Origin of the sequence: Xenorhabdus siamensis, from assembly GCF_037996745.1 — a bacterium.
In the GTDB taxonomy this organism is placed as follows: domain Bacteria; phylum Pseudomonadota; class Gammaproteobacteria; order Enterobacterales; family Enterobacteriaceae; genus Xenorhabdus; species Xenorhabdus indica.
Map to the genome: position 1 here is coordinate 17,927 of NZ_JBBMXE010000003.1, position 16,218 is coordinate 34,144.

A 16,218-nucleotide genomic window follows, 5' to 3' on the forward strand; every position below is an offset into this window, starting at 1 on the left:
CACTATGGCAAAAAACGAATTTCTGCCTTTTGGCATTGCAGACGGGGCAAACGTCTTAACCAACGACGAGTACAGCAAACTGGCTTCCCGTACTAACGGATTCAATTCGGGTGTAGCGAAATCACAGGAACTGAATAAGGTCTGGCGGCAGGCGTCCGTCATTGCAGCCACTGTCGCACAGTTTATTGTGGAAACGACAGGTAAAGACGTGTTAGACGATGGCAACTTACAGACGCTACAGGCCGGGTTACTCGATGCGATAAGGGAAACGGTTAACGCTAATGTCCCCGCTGCATCACTTACCACAGCCGGCATTACGAAGTTGAGTAATGCCACAGATAGCCATGCAGAGAATATGGCGGCGACACCGAAAGCGGTACGGCAGGTCTCTGCTACTGCAAATCAGGCATTGAAAGAAGCCGAAAATGCGCTCACCAATGCCAACACCGCAAATCAAAATGCGGTTAATGCCAACGACAACGCCAACCGCCGCCTCGACAAAGCGCAGAACGGGGCGGATATCCCGGATAAGAGGGCTTTTTTGAAAAATCTTGGATTAAGCGATGGTGAAGTGAATCTGGAAGAAGCCGCATTCAAAGACTATTTCAGAAATAAAAACACGCCCACCAGTGTTTTTATGAATCGCGATTACACAACCAGCCTGAGCCACCGATACAGTGCCATTCTGTATGGCAAAACCCTCAACACGTATACTGCGATATCAGCCGGAGTGAATGGTCAGGGTGTTAAAGTTGTCGGCGGTTATGACCTATATCAGCCTTATGTTTATGAATTATGGACGGACAGAAATACCTCGACAGATAAAAATGGATTTTTACGCAATGCCGGAGCTGCTGATGCACTGACGACAACAGAAGGTTCAGCATTACCCATTGGTGTGCCCATTCCGTGGCCCTTGGCAATTCCTCCGGCTGGATGGTTGAAATGCAACGGTTCGACATTCACGGCAGGGCAATATCCAGAACTGGAAAAGGTGTATCCCTCATTAAGATTACCTGACTTGAGAGGGGAATTTATTCGTGGGTGGAGTGATGACAGTAAGGAAGTTGATGCTGGGCGAGCGCTTCTTTCATCACAAGGCGATTCGCTTAAGGCGCATAGTCATTTTTTTAGTCAAACATGGGCTTCAAATGCAAATGACTATACAGGTGGGGTGTACCCTGTTGGTGCGGATGCAGGCGGTTATTTGACCGACATAAAAACTATCCCAACTAATAACTCCGGGGGGGACGAAACCCGGCCCCGTAACATTGCATTTAACTACATTGTGAGGGCGGTATAGTGACTCAGGCAAAATTGAATAGCGAATTCAACGCCGTTGTGGCCGGTAATGTCACCGTATTTAATTACAGTGACAAAACGCGTGAATATTTTTCTACCTCTGTCGAGTATTTACCTGTCGGTGTTGGGCTTCCGGCGCATTCTTGTATTGATGCCCCCGGTGAAAGTAAGGCCGGTTATGCGATTTGCCGAACGGCTGATTTATCCGCGTGGGAATATGTCGCTGACCACCGGGGGGAAACGGTATATAACACTAAAACGAGAGAAGTCTGGGTGATTAAAGTACTGGGTGATTATCCGCCAGATACAACCCCAGACGCACCCGTCACCCCCTTCGATAAATGGGATGGTAAACAATGGGTGACAGATACTGTCGCACAACAGGCACACAAAGTGCAGCAAGCAGAATATAAAAAACGGCAATTGCTGAGTACAGCCAAAGAAAAAATTGATATCTGGCAGGACGCCGTTGAACTCAATATGGCAACCGCCGAAGAAAAAGCGGCTCTTCTTACATGGAAAAAATACCGTGTCCTGCTCAACCGGGTAGACTGTTCCACTGCCCCCGATATCGCATGGCCCGAACCGCCGAAGTGAGGGGTGAGTTAGTGTGACAAAAAAGCCCTCGCGGGGGAGGGCTGGGGTTAAAATTTAATAGAAAAATTTTGTCCTGAGTACAGAGTAAGGAATTCGAATATAGTTAGCGTTTTCACACCATTTGCTTTCGCTGCATTCGGAATAAGAATTCTTTTTTTTGCTCCAGGCTGTTCTTTTTCATGAGTAATAACTGCCATACTATTTGTCATTGCATGAGCAATCAAAAATGCATCCGCTTTATTAATATCCGCAAAATCTGCTTTTGCTTTATCATGAACATTAAGATTTCGAGACCAGTTCATTAATTGAGCATAGCTGCTGAAAGATTTGTTCTCATCTTCAAAAAAGCTGTCCGGTACTTCTGTTTTAACCCAATTACACAAGGCGTCCTCTTTTTTGATAAGTTCATTCCTTACAGCCTTTATAGAAAAAACTATTCCTTTCTGATGCAAATCTAGAATTAGATCCCAGAACTTTTTGCAATAATTAAAGTTATAGTGAAAATATTTAGCTTCTATAAAAACGTTGCTATCAATTAGGAAGCGTTCCGAATTCATTATCTAGACGTCCTTTTTTTATATAACTCAATAACAGTATCAGCGCTAATATTTAGTACACGGCCAGCTTCTCTAAGAGGTAATTTTTGACTCATGGTTTGATATAAAACGGCATCTGTTACCTTATTGCTGTTTCTGTAAGGTATTGTATTATAAGAAGATCCCCCATTGCTGCTTTTCTGGTTCAAGTCAGCTCTACTGATGCATTCCTTTTTGATTTGAGAGAAGGCCTCATTGGATATCAGCTTTAGATCTTTAGCTTTTATTGCACAAGCATATTCACTGATTCGGAAAAACTTGGCTACATACTTATTTACATAAGTAACATCATTAAAGTTTTCTTTTTCATTATTCCACTGATGAATAAATAGGTTGGTTGGCATTAATATGTTGGCTGCTACTTTATTGCAGAATGCCTCAATTTTATTTTCATAATCCCAATCAGAAACGCCACCTTGACCTATCCATATATGTGCAACCTCATGGAACAACGTAAACACTTGAGCAGAAAAAGAATCTGCTCCATTAATAAATACCGCAGGAGCAATGCTGTCAACAACAGAGAAACCTCTAAATTCCTCAATATTTAGTTTTCTTCTTGTGCTATTCCCTACAACTCCATTTTTAAAAACTAATATTCCAGAGTCTTCTACTAATTTACTCACCACGCTAAAATAGCTATCATTTCTTACTTTTCTTATAATTTTTTGTATATCAAATTTTATAGTCTTGACTATATCATCACTAACGGTATCGGTATTATCATGAATGGTATACTTACTAACAAACGGCAGAGCAACATCTGCCCCTACATCTTGCAAATAGTCTTTGTACCACTCTATCTTGAATAGTATATCTTTATATGTATCAGTAAAGTTTTTAGATAATTCAGCGTAGTTAAGAGACCTCCTAAAATCAGGCACCTCAATTGGTTCCATCACTGGAGGTGTTTCAAGAAACAGATATCCAAAAGGTATTCCCGCATGCTTGGCCAGTTTTTCAGCAATTGTTTTGCTAACGATTCCGGAGAGAAATTTTTGTGGTTTTTTAGGTGTGAATTCCTCCGCAAGGTGTTGCGTGGAGACACCTTGTTTATTAGCTATCCACTCAATTATTTTGGGAGACAATTGAAGTTCAATTGTTGCCATATTCACACCTAGTTAATCAACGAAATCCAAAACTCAATTTAAAGTATTGCTTGGTAATATGTATGGGTCAATTCGGTTTTACCTATCTTTGATAGGGGGTTCTTCAATCCTATCTAAACCGCACATCATATCATTCATGCACTTTTGTATAGTCCGCCATACTAAACAATTTCCACCAATCCGTTGATCAGAAATAGCTTAATCTGTGACATGGAAAGAGAGCTAATTTATAGGCGTGTGATAAAGAATATATTTCAAATTGAAACAATATCCATTCTTACATATTTATAAATGAGTTAATTCAATGTTAATTGTGGGTAACTGAAACTCTTACTTGCCGTGGGGAAGTGTTGGGTTATTGACTCACTGACGATGAATTCAGGCCACGGAGGGCTGAAAATTGAAACAGGTTGATACATTTTAATCATCAACGAAACAAAATAAATACAGTTTACTGTGTTGAACACTAGGTTCAAACGGTCTAATATTACCGCAAGGAATATTTATCAATAAGATAAATGTAAACTACCTATTCTTTTAATTTCATAACGTTAGGGGGCTATATGAGAACTGAACATACCAGATCTGTACAGACTATTAGCCACTCGACAGAAGTTATTGATTCTTTCTTTGATGAACAATCACAGAAAAAATTTTCTGTTAGGCGTTTAAGTTTTCGAAATGATGTAAAGCGCCAATTATTTATCGTTACTATTGAAAATATAGATAATCCATGCGAATTCTATGTCACTCCATATGCTGAACTTACAGTATGCCGAGATAAAGTTAGGTATCTTGTGAAACCAGCAAATCAATACCCTGATTTGGTAGATTGGCTGATTTCAATAAATGCCAATATTGAAAGAACTATTCGTGATTTTATTCAGAGCTACCATCCCACTTGCCACTAATTCCTGACTGAGATAACAATGGCTCCCGATCTGAATGATTCGTATACCAAAGATTTGAGTGTTAAACCTTACAGTGTAAAAGAAGAAATTGTAGATAAGTTCTATCACTTATCAAAAAATGGTGATTTGTTAGAAGTAATTGAATACTTTCTGACGGGTGGTGATTATCACCACTATATAGAAATCATTCGGTTAGGATGTTTTACGGATGAGTATTACAAAGAGCATGCTCTTGATATGCTTGATTTGGGTCACAGTGAAGATGAAATCATTCAGCATCTAATAGGCCTAGATATGCATAACCCTGATGAAGATGAGGTGATTGGTCGTATTGCGTACAGTGATTTTGCTTTCTATATCTCAGGTGTAAAGAAGATAGGTAAGCAGATAAGAGGTGCGTTTATTTCCCCAGATTATCAGGCTGGCGGCTTGGGGCGTTCGATATATCGGCGGTTAGTCTTAAAGTATGATCATATTATTTGCGATAATATCCAGAGTGTTGCAGGTGGTACTTTGTGGGCGAGCGGAATAATAACATTAGCTGATATTTCGGTATATGACACTATACGACATGAGTTTATTGATATTCTGAAGATCGGCGGCGTAGGGAAGATTAGTAAAATTAAGGTTTGGAGTGCGACGCGTCTATCCATGAGCGAGTTATCCAAATGGGAGCCTAATGCTATATCTCATGATTGCTGTCACCACATAGTCAATATCATAAGTAAAGATAAGCTATATAACTAACCCGCCGGCGCGGGTTTTCCATTCAAGTACCATTCCCCACTTCCCACCATCCCGATCCCCTTAATTTCCGCTCCTTTGATAAAATCATGTTAAATCAATAAATTACAAATTATTCACGTGTAACTTATTGATTTTATTGAATTCAAGCATGATGCAGGAATTCCGGTTCTGAGAGGGAATTGTCTAATATCAATGAGTCAAAAGGGCTTTCAAATCCCGTCTAGCGTAACCTATTGATTTATTCGAGGTCCTCACTTTGGGTGCTGGAAAAATAAGCCTGCTTCGGGTCGTCAATTTGACGGTCAGCGGAAAAATCAAAAGGTTACCCAACTGTAACGGAAATCCCTATGGTTGATTTATGTACTGGACAAAAGCAATAAATCTACGTATTTTCAATAGGTTACTTGGACACAGGTGCTGGATAATGACAGCAAAGCCCGAATTTGGGCTTAGATCAGGCTTAACTAACGAGGTCATATTCCGTAGGTCAAAAAAAAGCCCCGTTATGGGGCTTATTCTTGGGTAAAGTGACAATTATCAAATTTTCTCTTTAATACCCGACTGTCGTAGAATTGTACATAAAAGTGTACATTTTAAATTAATTGATATATATTTTTATATAAGTTATTGTTTTAATTATTAAATTAAATTAATAATCATTCCCGTGCAAAATGCGCAGATTCATCTTTTTGTATTTTTGTTTGCTGTGGCTACAGGCACGATTATTGGTGGACCAATTGGTGATAAGATTGGCCGTAAATATGTCATCTGGGGATCTATTTTGGGGGTTGCCCCATTTACTCTGTTATTACCTTATGCATCGCTATTCTGGACAAGTGCTCTCAGCGTTATTATCGGTCTGATACTGGCATCTGCATTTTCTGCCATTCTGGTTTATGCACAAGAACTAATCCCCGGTAAAACAGGCATGGTTGCGGGCTTATTCTTTGGTTTGGCATTTGGTATGGGCGGCATCGGAGCAGCGGTACTTGGTTATGTAGCAGATAAAACCAGCATAGAATTGGTTTACAAAATTTGTGCTTTTTTACCACTTCTTGGTATTTTTACCTTATTCTTGCCAAATATGGAAAAAAAGAATGAGAAAAATAGTATAAGATACTAAAAAATATTATTTTCTTAATGTCACTTCTCTTTGTAAACATGAGTAAATAATGAAAAGATCTACATAAAATACCATTACAATAATATTTATGTAGATCATCTGCATTTCTATATAAAAGAATATTTTTCAAGCAATTGTCTTAAATTATTTGTAAAATAAATTATTACCTCACCTAATAATACAATCTATAACAATCTAACCAAGAAGGAGCCTTGATGGAGCATTCGACACCTCTAATCACGACTATTGTTGGCGGTTTTCTTCTCGCCTATCTGCTCGGTATGTTTGCACAGCGCCTGAGAATCTCGCCTTTAGTAGGTTATCTTATGGCAGGTGTACTTGCCGGGCCTTTTACACCTGGTTTTGTTGCCGATACTTCTCTGGCACCCGAACTTTCAGAAATTGGCGTGATATTACTGATGTTTGGTGTCGGCCTGCATTTTTCACTCAAAGACTTATTAACCGTAAAATCAATTGCTATCCCAGGTGCTATTGCACAGATTGCTGTTGCAACCGTTCTAGGAGTCGGATTATCAAAACTACTTGGTTGGGGATTATTCAGTGGGATTGTCTTTGGCCTCTGCTTGTCAACCGCCAGTACCGTCGTACTTCTCAGAGCACTGGAAGAACGTCAACTCATTGATAGCCAGCGAGGTAAGATTGCGATTGGCTGGTTAATTGTTGAAGATCTGGCAATGGTACTAACTCTGGTATTACTCCCCGCATCTGCCGGTATTTTAGATAACCAGAATGCAGATATAGGCCAGTTACTGCTCGGACTGACTATTACAATTGGCAAAGTTGTCGCCTTTATTTTATTGATGATTTTCGTCGGCCGCCGTCTTATCCCCTGGCTTTTAGCGAGAACAGCCGGTACAGGTTCTCGTGAATTATTTACCCTTGCAGTCCTTACCATCGCATTAGGGGTCGCCTATGGTGCCGTGACACTGTTTGATGCCTCATTTGCATTAGGAGCATTTTTTGCTGGCATGGTGCTGAATGAATCAGAATTGAGTCATCGTGCGGCACAAGATACTTTGCCTCTCAGAGACGCTTTTGCAGTTCTATTCTTTGTGTCCGTAGGCATGTTGTTTGACCCAATGATCCTCTTACAACAGCCAATTGCCATTTTAGGAACTCTTGCCATTATCATTATTGGCAAATCAGCCGCCGCCATGTTGTTGGTTAAGATCTTTGGTCATTCGCGACGTACTGCACTGACAATTTCCGTCAGCCTGGCCCAAATTGGCGAGTTTGCCTTTATTCTGGCAGGGCTCGGAGTAACTTTAGGTATGTTGGATGAAGATGCTCGTAATCTTATACTTGCCGGCGCCATTCTTTCTATTATGTTGAATCCAGTTTTATTCAGCCTGCTGGATCGCTATCTAGAGAAAACAGAAACCATTGAAGAACAGCTATTAGAAGAAACATTAGAAGAAGAAACTCAGATCCCTGTCAATATTTGTGGTCATGCCATCGTCGTGGGATATGGCCGGGTTGGTCGTCTGCTTTGCCAACATTTACAAGAAAGAAATTTTCCACTGGTAGCCATTGAAGATACCCGTGCCGGATTTGAAGAGTTAGGAGAGGCTGGTATCAGCGCCGTAATGGGTAATGCGGCCAAGAAAGATATCATGACATTAGCAAGACTGGATTGCGCTTGTATACTATTCCTGACCATTCCAAATGGTTATGAAGCGGGTAAAATAGTTGAAAATGCGCGGGAAATGAGACCAGATATCAATATTATTGTCCGTGCTCATTATGACGATGAAGTCACTTACATTACAGAACGCGGTGCCAATCACATCATTATTGGCGAACATGAAATCGCCAAAACGATGGCTAATGTACTACCGGAAAATGATGCAGGTTGCCCAATAACTCCACCATCATCACTTTCACCAACCAATCCATCAGCGGCATAACTATTAGCGATATGGAGTATCCCGATTAAACTAACGGGATACTCCTGAACAATAATTATCAACGTTCCCAGTACGCTTCTTCCAGGCTATCTTCTTTTTCTGGTAATCCACGAGTCAAGCGCGGAGCATGCTGGCTCAATACCTGATAACTCACTCTGTTCGCATACTTACATACCTGAGCCAAAGAAGAGTATGTCAAATAAGAGCGCATATGTTTGCTGGAATTCGGGACATTCATGCGGTGATAACTATTGGCCGTAATATCATGCAGCAATGCAGACAGTGCACCATCTCCTGCCCCATTAGTATTCATAATCTTCTCAGGTCCTCCCATATATGGCTCAATATGAGAATAGACCCGCATTGGATTCTGGCAATCAGCCTGACGCATAGCGCGGCTAAACTCAAAACGATTGAATTCAGCAATTGCGCCCGGCAATAATGGATGTGAAGTCTGACGCTTATGCTCTTCTTCAGTGTAACCCGCCATATACAATCCAGCCGGCCCGGCAGTACACAATACGAGATCCACCCAATTCAACACCATATCTGCCGCCAGCAGGGGATCACTAAAACCCGTCAGTTCCTGAGCTTCATCCTCATTCATGGCTACTACAGAAACGTGCTCTGCCAGAAAATCACGCCACCATTGAGGATCATCAGCAATGACATATTTAGTTCCTAATGTCAGTACAACAGGGACATTATGTTTTTTCGCATATTCGATGGCTTTCATCGTCGCTTCCGGCATAGGTTCACCTGGCTTACAACGTACCAAATAGGCTGTAATGACTAACGCCGATGCTTCCGCAATAATATGTTCAGGAATATTTTCTGGACTGAGTTGATTCATTAATCCTGGGCTGATAGCGAATGTTCTTTCACCATTTTCAGTTATCAAAGTGAAACAACGGCCAATCGGGCCATCAACACCCTGAAGATGATTTAAGTCCATACGACTGGAAGTATTGCAGAGATAACAATAGGCATAACTGCCGATTTGGATGTTATTACACATCGTACCAAGCAATACGGATTTATCATCCGCTAAAACAGAGTAATTGTGCAAAGTATTACCGATAGTTCCACCTGCAAACTGATGGCTAATCAAGTTATTTTCTACTAACTCATTGTAGAGTGCCTCAGCTACATCATCCTCAATAACTAATGAATGCCCTTGACTCAGGTTATAACGTTGAATAAAACTTTCATCCACTTTTGCTTCAATATCTACCAATATTTGGTCAATACCAACAATATAGGCTCGATTACTTTCAGTATCCATCATCTCTTTGATGGGCTGGAGTAGAGGATCTCTGAGGCTGACAGGAAAATAGTGTTTAGATTTACGCTTACCGGGGAATTTCATAGTTGATTGCTGCTATAGAGCCAAAACATGCGGCATATTAGCATAATCCCGTTTGACACAATACCACAGCGAAACAAAAAACCTAGTGTTTATATAGTATCCATGAAAGTAGTATCTATGAAAGAAAAACGGCCAATGTTATTAAAACATTGGCCGCTAAAATTACGATTATTATAAGCCTCTAACAAAGCATTAGCTTATAAAACATATTAAGCTGTCTGCTGTTTCTGACGGCTACGCACCATATGACGCATCAGGACAAACATAATGGACAGAATAAAACCAATAAAACCAGCACCAATCAGAATCAACAGACGCTTAGGTGAATCTTTCGTTGTCGGCTCATAAGGCTCCTGCATATATCTGAATGGATGGAAATCAAGTTTATCGATATTCACAGTTTCCAGATTTTTGATATACAAAAGACGGTTACGCAAATCCGCATCTATTGTTGTTGAATCGGTAATTCCTTCAGTAATCTGCAACTTTCGTTGCAACGCATCGGAACCTAATGCAATTGAATAATCGGGATCATCCTTAATGATAGCACCACCATTAGAGACGGGTTTTTTGATACCCGCGGAGTTGGCGATGGAAATCGCATACTTCAATCGTTCAATATCTGTAGCACGCATATTTGTGATACGAGCTAAATCAATCTCATAGAGTTTTTTCGAGTAAGCCAGCTTCTGACGCACCGTATCATTCAGTTCATCTTTCACCTGATCCCGCACAACTGCGGAGACAAATTTGATATAGCCAGATAACAGTTTGTAAGAATCTTCCGCCGTATCGGCACTAAAAGAGAGCGTAGTTTCATAAAACTCGTCATCTTTATCTTTTTTAGGTACGGAAGAAGAAATACTTTTATTTACAATCTGTTCGATCAGGCTTCTTTTGCTCTGCGCAGTAATTTCATCTTTATTGGCAAGCAGTGCTTTGAAATAATCAGTATCCACCAAATATTCTTCACGTAATACACGTGAGTTATAGTTTTCAACAAAACGCTTATATAACGATTCTTCTGTCAGATTTGATTCGAGATTAAGAACATGCAGCTCTGTTAAAGCGTTCTTTAATGGCTGAAACTCTTCCAGCCCTGGTTGTACCACCGCAGCCGTACTGGTCCATTTTTGTGGCAAGAATGATGCAACACCAAAGCCAATGACTGCAAACACAAAGGAGACTGCAATAATCAAATATTTTGATTGAAAGATTACAGAGAACAATTCAAACAGATCAATTTCATCTTCTTGCCTTGAATGATAATAATCTGCATGCCCCTCATAAGAATCTGCGTGCTTAACTGGTTTATTACTCATTATCTACATTTCCAATCCAAAATAATTTTGCTTCTCAATTATTGCCCGCCGAGTTTCTACTCCATACTCACGGAATTTGTTGATTTTGAAGCAATATCCTTAAAAAATCACACAACTCGCAAAACATATGCTGGTTAACTATAGGCAAAAATATCCGTATCTACTAAGGTCTTGCCAACATGGAGTTCGATAACAATCCATGATTGCCAATAATTCATTATCTGATGATGTTATTAACCAATTGTTCGAACAGCGAAATGTGTGCCCCATTATCGTTAAGTGCAGGTATATATTCAAACTTTTTTCCACCTGCGCCCAAAAAAACAACTTTATTCTGTTGCTTAATTTCTTCCAATGTCTCAAGACAATCAGATGCAAATCCCGGACATAGTACCTGAACATGTTTTACACCTTGTTTTGGCAGCAATGCCATTGTCTTATCCGTGAAGGGGGTTAACCACGGCAAACGACCAAAACGTGATTGATAGGTCATCATAATTCTATCTGGCGGATAATCCAACACTTGCGACAAAAACTCAGTTGTTGCCAGGCAATCTTTTGGATAAATATCCCCCATATTAACTAAACGTTCAGGAATACCATGGTAAGAAAGAATAAGGCGGTCAGGCTGGCCATGCTTTTCAAAACTTTGCTCTACTGTTTCCTTCAACGCAGCAATGTAAGCAGGGTGCCTTGCATAACCACGGATAAAATTCAGATGAGGAATAGTACGATATCCCTGTAATATTTTGCTGATACTGTCAAATACAGCTGCCGATGTTGTGCTGGAATATTGGGGATAAAGAGGAAGTATGATGAAATGATCAACACCTTGTTGTAACAAAGTATCTACTGCCTGATGTAAAGAAGGTGAGCCATAAGTCATCCCTAAAACCACAGGAATATTTAGCTTTTCACTCAATCGCTTTTGTTGGCGAATACTATAAACCAGTAAAGGAGAGCCCTCTTCTGTCCAGATTTCCTCGTATAGTTTAGCGACACGGGAAGAACGGAAGGGAAGAATAACACCGTGTAATAGTGGCTTCCAAATCAATGCAGGGATATCTACTACCCGTCGGTCACTTAGGAATTGTGCTAAATAACGCCTGATTGCTGCTGGTGTAGGCTCATCTGGCGTGCCAAGATTGACCAATAGAACACCATAATTGCGATTACTCATTCCTCAACACTCCATTAAAATGACTAGTAATCTAAAATAAAACACTCTGATAGTCACATATTACATTTTATGGAGCGAGAGTCTCATGGTATGTGAGGTAAAAGTCAGGCGGCATTCATACCGCCTGCTCTAACTGTTGTATGATTAGCCCAGGATCCTGACTAATTCTTCACTGACTTCAGATACCTGACGGGTTCCATCAAGTTTGAAGTATTTTGTATTACCGTCCTGAGCTTCTTGTTGGTAATAAGAAACCAAAGGGGCTGTTTGTGCATGGTATTCAACCAGGCGTTTACGAACTGTATCTTCCTGATCGTCTTTACGAACGGTCAATTCTTCGCCTGTAATATCGTCATGGTTTTCCACTTTTGGTGGATTGAATTTGATATGGTAAACACGGCCTGATGGTACATGTACACGACGGCCAATAATGCGTTCAACGATAATATCGTCTGGAACATCAAATTCCAGCACATAATCAACCTTGATACCCGCTTCTTTCATAGCATCAGCCTGAGGAATGGTACGTGGGAACCCATCCAACAAGAACCCATTACGGCAATCATCTTGTTTGATACGCTCTTTAACCAAGGCAATCACCAGCTCGTCAGTGACCAGTTTGCCATTATCCATCAATTCTTTTGCTTTCAAACCCAACTCGGTGCCTGCCTTTACTGCGGCACGCAACATGTCACCTGTTGAAATTTGGGGGATCCCAAATTTCTCCATGATAAATTGCGCCTGAGTCCCCTTACCGGCGCCTGGCGCGCCCAGCAGAATAATACGCATCGCGTAAATCCCCTTGCTATTTTGCTTTTCGTATTTTTAAAAGAAAACGAACCACCATACCATTGGAATGGGGGGTGGCTCAAGAAAACAGGTAAACGTTTTCGCATTAATCAAAAAATAAACCACGCTCAATTTTCGATTGAAGCGTGGTTTATTGTCATAATTTCAACGAAATTATGCTTGTTCAGCTGATAATAATTGATTCATACGACGAATGAATTGGTTTGGATCCTCCAATGTTCCACGTTCGGCAAACAGTGCCTGATCCAGCAGTAATTCTATCCAGTCAGCAAACTGAGTATCATCCTGAATGTCAGCCGCTCTTTTCACCAAGTTATGATCCGGATTCAGTTCAAAATTATAACTAACTTCTGGCACTGATTGACCTGCTGCTGCAAACAGTTTTGCCATTTGAGTCGTCATTCCGTTGGCATCGGTGGTGACTATCGCCGGAGTATCAGTCAATCGATGAGTCAATTTAACTTCTTTCACACGCTCACCAAGCAGTGTCTTCACGCGTTCAACGAATGGCTCTAATTTCTTATCTTCTTCTTCCTGCTCAGCTTTGTTCTCATCAGCCAGTTTATCAAGGGATTCATCAGCCTTACTGACTGACTGGAATGATTTACCATCGAACTCAGTCAGATAGCTCATCATCCATTCATCGATACGGTCGGACAACAACAGAACTTCAATACCTTTCTTACGGAACAGTTCCAGATGTGGGCTGTTCTTCGCCGCAGCATAACTATCAGCCGTAATGTAGTAAATCTTCTCCTGACCTTCAGCCATGCGGCTGACGTATTCTTCCAGAGAAACAGTTTGTGATGAGCTGTCATTATGCGTGGTTGCAAAACGCAGCAACTTAGCGATAGCTTCTTTGTTTCCGCCATCTTCAGCGGGGCCTTCTTTCATCACCAGACCAAACTGCTGCCAGAAAGTCTGGTATTTCTCTGCGTCATCTTTTGCCAGTTTATCCAGCATTTGCAATGCGCGTTTAGTCAATGCACTACGCAGATTACGGGTGATTGAACTATCTTGCAGAATTTCACGGGAAACGTTCAATGGCAGATCATTAGAATCAATTAGGCCACGCACAAAACGTAGATAATTTGGCATGAATTGTTCAGCTTCATCCATGATGAATACACGCTGCACATACAGTTTCAAACCATGTTTATGTTCACGGTTCCACAAATCCCACGGAGCTTGAGAAGGGATATACAGTAAGCTGGTGTATTCCTGCTTACCTTCAACACGATTGTGGCTCCAGCTTAGAGGATCAGCAAAATCATGGGAGATGTGTTTATAGAATTCTTTATACTCATCATCGCTGATTTCAGCTTTACCACGAGTCCACAAGGCTTGAGCCTTATTGATTTTTTCCCATGCAACTGTAACTGAATCGTCTTCTTCGTTTTTAGTTTGGGTTTCAATTTCAACAGGTAAAGCAATGTGATCAGAGTATTTGCCAATGATAGAACGTAGACGCCAGGCGTTAAGGAACTCGCTTTCCCCCTCGCGCAGATGCAAGGTAATTTCTGTACCACGATCTGTCTTTTCAATATCTGCAACAGTGTAATCACCTTCACCGGTCGATTCCCAGAATACACCTTGTTCTGACTTCGCACCTGCTGCACGGGTACGTACGGTCACTTTATCAGCAACAATAAAGGAAGAGTAAAAACCAACCCCAAATTGTCCAATCAACTGGCTATCTTTAGCCTGGTCAGAGCCGATAGATTCAAGAAATGCCTTAGTACCGGATTTTGCAATCGTTCCCAAATTATCGATCACTTCATCACGGGTCATACCAATACCATTATCACTAATGGTGATAGTTTTCTTCTCTTGATCTAAAGCCAGACGAACACGTAGTTCAGCATCATTCTCGTACAATTCAGGCGCAGATAATGCTCGAAAACGCAATTTATCAGCAGCATCTGATGAGTTTGAAATCAGCTCGCGGAGAAAAATTTCTTTATTGGAATAGAGAGAGTGGATCATCAACTGCAATAATTGCTTAACTTCAGACTGAAATCCACGGGTTTCCTGATCTTTCATGCTCATTTATTACCTCAATCTAAATCCAGTTCAGATATGTAAAATCGGAAGATGGTAATCAGATGGGGATAAAAACTGAAAGTTTCAAGTTCAGATGACAAGAAGAATGTGAAATTAATTATATAACTCAGTAAAAACAATTAGTTAAATGAAAAATTATGGATGGTGGCGCTCTCTGCAACACCATCCATTGGAGTTTCCCATTAAAAATAATGAGAGAAAAATCACAAATCGGTAATTTTCTGCCGGCCAGCAAGAGAATGGGACAGTGTTGTTCCATCCACCATTTCAAGTTCCCCCCCAACGGGAACTCCATGAGCAATACGACTGGCAGTCACACCATATTGTGAGCATATTTCCGCAATATAGTTTGCTGTTGCCTCTCCTTCGACAGTTGGGTTGGTTGCCAGAATAATTTCTGACAGAGTTTCAGAAGACAAACGCTTTTCCAAGCGATCCAACCCAATATCCATTGGACCAATACCATCCAACGGCGATAAATGCCCCATAAGGACAAAATAACGCCCGGCAAATTGACCAGTCTGTTCAATTGCGTGGATATCCGCAGGGCTTTCCACCACGCAGATTTGACCATTTTGCTGGCGACGGGGATTGGCACAAATTGTACACTGTTCCTGCTCTGTAAATGTCCGGCAGTCCTGACAATGACCAATTTCAGACATGGCGCGCGTCAATGCTTGCGCAAGCCGCATACCGCCACTGCGATCCCGTTGTAAAAGATAAAACGCCATTCGTTGTGCCGACTTAGGACCTACGCCCGGCAAGCAACGCAATGCTTCCATCAAGGATTCAAGAAGAGGGCTGGTTTGCATCAGAAAGGCATCTTAAAGCCAGGTGGCAATTGCATTCCACTGGAAACACTGGCCATTTTTTCTTTTTGAGTTTCTTCAATACGGCGGGCTGCATCATTGAATGCCGCAGCAATCAAATCTTCCAGCATATCCTTATCATCGTCCATCAGGCTTGGATCGATTTCGATTCGACGGCAGTTATGTGCACCATTAATGGTAACTTTCACCAGACCTGCACCAGATTCACCGGTCACTTCCAGATTTGCAATTTCTTCCTGCATTTTCTGCATTTTTTCTTGCATCTGCTGGGCCTGTTTCATCAAATTGCCCAAACCACCTTTACCAAACATAATTCTCTCTCTTTGCTGT

General features: G+C 41.1%; 14 protein-coding genes and 1 pseudogene. 6 read left to right on the forward strand and 9 right to left on the reverse strand.

Annotated features, from left to right (window positions below):
- Positions 1–4 precede the first annotated feature (4 nt).
- Positions 5–1,303, forward strand: coding sequence for a phage tail protein (locus AAC852_RS02610; RefSeq protein ID WP_340619678.1), 1,299 nt, complete (start codon positions 5–7; stop codon positions 1,301–1,303).
- Complete coding sequence (locus tag AAC852_RS02615) at positions 1,303–1,899, forward strand: tail fiber assembly protein (RefSeq protein WP_340619679.1); 597 nt, start codon at positions 1,303–1,305, stop codon at positions 1,897–1,899. Before AAC852_RS02610 ends, AAC852_RS02615 begins: the two co-directional genes overlap by 1 nt.
- 47 nt (positions 1,900–1,946) lie before the next feature.
- Here the strand turns inward: AAC852_RS02615 and AAC852_RS02620 are convergent, their stop codons facing one another.
- Positions 1,947–2,456 carry a DUF4411 family protein gene (locus tag AAC852_RS02620; RefSeq protein ID WP_340619680.1) on the reverse strand — a complete coding sequence of 170 codons (510 nt, stop codon included), beginning with the start codon at positions 2,454–2,456 and terminating at the stop codon, positions 1,947–1,949.
- Entirely contained in the window at positions 2,456–3,604 is a 1,149-nt protein-coding gene (locus tag AAC852_RS02625; protein WP_340619681.1) for an ImmA/IrrE family metallo-endopeptidase, read from the reverse strand. Before AAC852_RS02625 ends, AAC852_RS02620 begins: the two co-directional genes overlap by 1 nt.
- 563 nt (positions 3,605–4,167) lie before the next feature.
- Here AAC852_RS02625 and AAC852_RS02630 point away from each other — a divergent pair.
- The 4 genes and pseudogenes from AAC852_RS02630 (at position 4,168) to ybaL (ending at position 8,313) form a co-directional block, all read left to right on the forward strand.
- Positions 4,168–4,515 (forward strand): hypothetical protein, encoded by a 348-nt coding sequence (locus tag AAC852_RS02630; protein ID WP_340619682.1) that lies wholly within the window; start codon positions 4,168–4,170, stop codon positions 4,513–4,515.
- 18 nt (positions 4,516–4,533) lie between these two features.
- The gene (locus AAC852_RS02635) at positions 4,534–5,262 is read left to right on the forward strand and encodes a hypothetical protein (protein WP_340619683.1); all 729 of its coding nucleotides are present in this window, start codon (positions 4,534–4,536) and stop codon (positions 5,260–5,262) included.
- Positions 5,263–5,920: 658 nt separating this feature from the next.
- Positions 5,921–6,385 (forward strand): annotated as a pseudogene (locus tag AAC852_RS02640) (MFS transporter); the annotation flags it as partial.
- A gap of 215 nt (positions 6,386–6,600) precedes the next feature.
- Positions 6,601–8,313 (forward strand): YbaL family putative K(+) efflux transporter, encoded by a 1,713-nt coding sequence (gene ybaL / locus AAC852_RS02645; RefSeq protein WP_340619684.1) that lies wholly within the window; start codon positions 6,601–6,603, stop codon positions 8,311–8,313.
- A gap of 58 nt (positions 8,314–8,371) precedes the next feature.
- On the opposite strand, the gene AAC852_RS02650 is transcribed toward ybaL, so the two are convergent.
- The 7 genes from AAC852_RS02650 to AAC852_RS02680 form a co-directional block, all read right to left on the reverse strand.
- On the reverse strand, positions 8,372–9,682 hold the full coding sequence (locus tag AAC852_RS02650; protein WP_340619685.1) for an inosine/guanosine kinase: 1,311 nt from the start codon (positions 9,680–9,682) through the stop codon (positions 8,372–8,374).
- Positions 9,683–9,891: 209 nt separating this feature from the next.
- Entirely contained in the window at positions 9,892–11,004 is a 1,113-nt protein-coding gene (gene wzz(fepE), locus AAC852_RS02655; protein ID WP_340619686.1) for an LPS O-antigen length regulator Wzz(fepE), read from the reverse strand.
- Positions 11,005–11,221: 217 nt separating this feature from the next.
- Positions 11,222–12,184, reverse strand: coding sequence for a ferrochelatase (gene hemH / locus AAC852_RS02660; protein ID WP_340619687.1), 963 nt, complete (start codon positions 12,182–12,184; stop codon positions 11,222–11,224).
- A gap of 144 nt (positions 12,185–12,328) precedes the next feature.
- Complete coding sequence (adk, locus tag AAC852_RS02665; protein WP_340619688.1) at positions 12,329–12,973, reverse strand: adenylate kinase; 645 nt, start codon at positions 12,971–12,973, stop codon at positions 12,329–12,331.
- 174 nt (positions 12,974–13,147) lie between these two features.
- Positions 13,148–15,037 carry a molecular chaperone HtpG gene (gene htpG, locus AAC852_RS02670; RefSeq protein WP_340619779.1) on the reverse strand — a complete coding sequence of 630 codons (1,890 nt, stop codon included), beginning with the start codon at positions 15,035–15,037 and terminating at the stop codon, positions 13,148–13,150.
- 224 nt (positions 15,038–15,261) lie between these two features.
- Positions 15,262–15,870 carry a recombination mediator RecR gene (gene recR, locus AAC852_RS02675; RefSeq protein ID WP_340619689.1) on the reverse strand — a complete coding sequence of 203 codons (609 nt, stop codon included), beginning with the start codon at positions 15,868–15,870 and terminating at the stop codon, positions 15,262–15,264.
- Entirely contained in the window at positions 15,870–16,199 is a 330-nt protein-coding gene (locus AAC852_RS02680; protein ID WP_047679982.1) for a YbaB/EbfC family nucleoid-associated protein, read from the reverse strand. Before AAC852_RS02680 ends, recR begins: the two co-directional genes overlap by 1 nt.
- Between the last annotated feature and the right edge of the window lie 19 nt (positions 16,200–16,218).

Bases quoted from the DNA above. Each gene is read 5' to 3' on its own strand.
- AAC852_RS02625 (WP_340619681.1), bottom strand. From the start codon at position 3,604: ATGGCAACAATTGAACTTCAATTGTCTCCCAAAATAATTGAGTGGATA.
- adk (WP_340619688.1), bottom strand. From the start codon at position 12,973: ATGCGTATTATTCTGCTGGGCGCGCCAGGCGCCGGTAAGGGGACTCAG.
- AAC852_RS02635 (WP_340619683.1), top strand. From the start codon at position 4,534: ATGGCTCCCGATCTGAATGATTCGTATACCAAAGATTTGAGTGTTAAA.
- AAC852_RS02630 (WP_340619682.1), top strand. From the start codon at position 4,168: ATGAGAACTGAACATACCAGATCTGTACAGACTATTAGCCACTCGACA.
- AAC852_RS02680 (WP_047679982.1), bottom strand. From the start codon at position 16,199: ATGTTTGGTAAAGGTGGTTTGGGCAATTTGATGAAACAGGCCCAGCAG.
- recR (WP_340619689.1), bottom strand. From the start codon at position 15,870: ATGCAAACCAGCCCTCTTCTTGAATCCTTGATGGAAGCATTGCGTTGC.
- ybaL (WP_340619684.1), top strand. From the start codon at position 6,601: ATGGAGCATTCGACACCTCTAATCACGACTATTGTTGGCGGTTTTCTT.
- AAC852_RS02610 (WP_340619678.1), top strand. From the start codon at position 5: ATGGCAAAAAACGAATTTCTGCCTTTTGGCATTGCAGACGGGGCAAAC.
- AAC852_RS02650 (WP_340619685.1), bottom strand. From the start codon at position 9,682: ATGAAATTCCCCGGTAAGCGTAAATCTAAACACTATTTTCCTGTCAGC.
- hemH (WP_340619687.1), bottom strand. From the start codon at position 12,184: ATGAGTAATCGCAATTATGGTGTTCTATTGGTCAATCTTGGCACGCCA.
- htpG (WP_340619779.1), bottom strand. From the start codon at position 15,037: ATGAAAGATCAGGAAACCCGTGGATTTCAGTCTGAAGTTAAGCAATTA.
- AAC852_RS02620 (WP_340619680.1), bottom strand. From the start codon at position 2,456: ATGAATTCGGAACGCTTCCTAATTGATAGCAACGTTTTTATAGAAGCT.